Origin of the sequence: Bacillus sp. LB7, from assembly GCF_030449715.1 — a bacterium.
Taxonomy (GTDB): Bacteria; Bacillota; Bacilli; order Bacillales; family Bacillaceae; genus Bacillus; species Bacillus paralicheniformis.
The window spans coordinates 1-1,001 of record NZ_JASGCA010000053.1; the positions used below are offsets into that span (position 1 = coordinate 1).

The 1,001-nt window shown below is 41.4% G+C and carries 2 protein-coding genes; both read right to left on the minus strand.

The genetic code is table 11. From position 1 onward, the window contains the following. Positions 1–270: 270 nt before the first annotated feature. A complete protein-coding gene (locus tag QMZ64_RS23000; protein ID WP_009330080.1) occupies positions 271–651 on the minus strand; it encodes an ArpU family phage packaging/lysis transcriptional regulator in 381 nt (126 codons plus the stop codon). Positions 652–777: 126 nt separating this feature from the next. After that, a partial coding sequence (locus tag QMZ64_RS23005; protein ID WP_301441638.1) for a DUF5052 domain-containing protein occupies positions 778–1,001 on the minus strand: 224 nt, incomplete at its 5' end.

Genomic DNA, 1,001 nt, shown 5'->3' on the forward strand with positions numbered 1-1,001 from the left:
TCCAAAAAACACACTGCTTACAATCTCCCGATACCAAAGTCGCAAGACTAGCGCGATCCGGCTCAGAATGTTCCTCCCGTTTGGCTTCATTCTTCATCGCCTTAATTTGAGTATCCGAATTCACCTTGATAAGGGAATGGTGCTTCTCCCGTTATTTCTTGATAAGTAAATCTTATCGACAAATTACGCATAAAAATTCCCCCTCTTTATCCCCCCGATTATCGGAAAAATGTCGGGATTTTGTCGGGTTTTTCTCGATGAAAAAAGCACTCAGATAATTCCGAGTGCTGTTGCTATACGGCAGATTGCCCGTTGCTTTATTTCATAATAGGTATCCTTTTTCATCCCGAGTTCCATATAAATATTAATGTCTTTCACCCTGGCAGCCGTCAGGTATTTCTTTTCGATGATCAAACGTTCCTCATCGTCCAAGCTGTTTTGTAAAGCCCGTTCCATCTGCTTAACCTTGAGCTCGTTAACGGAAAATGAATCCCGGAGGGAAGGGAAAATATTAATGCCGGCAGATGAACATTCTTTTTTATTCTCTAATTGGACTTTAAGCGCGCGGTAATTTTTCAGTTCTTTGATGACTATTTTTCGAACGGCTTTTTCATCCACATCATCGAGAAAAGATAATTGTTCCTTTGACATCCTTTCCCTCCATTCGTTCATTTTTCTTTTTCCCATTCCTGGATCCGTCTTTCAGCAATCTCCATCCAGACGAATGGAACGGCAAGAATGAGGATCCCTATAATCACATATATCATGATTGCCCCCCTAGTTTTCCTCCACAATCACAACTGCATTGCTGATCATGATTCGTTTTCCGTTCAGGTCGAATTTCACCTTATTCCCATAGTCATTGACTTCAACATCAAATTTGCCTTTGTATGTTTTGATCTTATTTCCGTTCTGATCGTAGACAGTTGCCGTCCGGACCAATCCATTATTGGATGCGTTAAAATCCTTCACCATTCTATCCCATGACTCACAACCTGCCG

Coding starts and splice junctions, on each gene's coding strand:
- QMZ64_RS23000 (WP_009330080.1), bottom strand. CDS start 651: ATGTCAAAGGAACAATTATCTTTTCTCGATGATGTGGATGAAAAAGCC.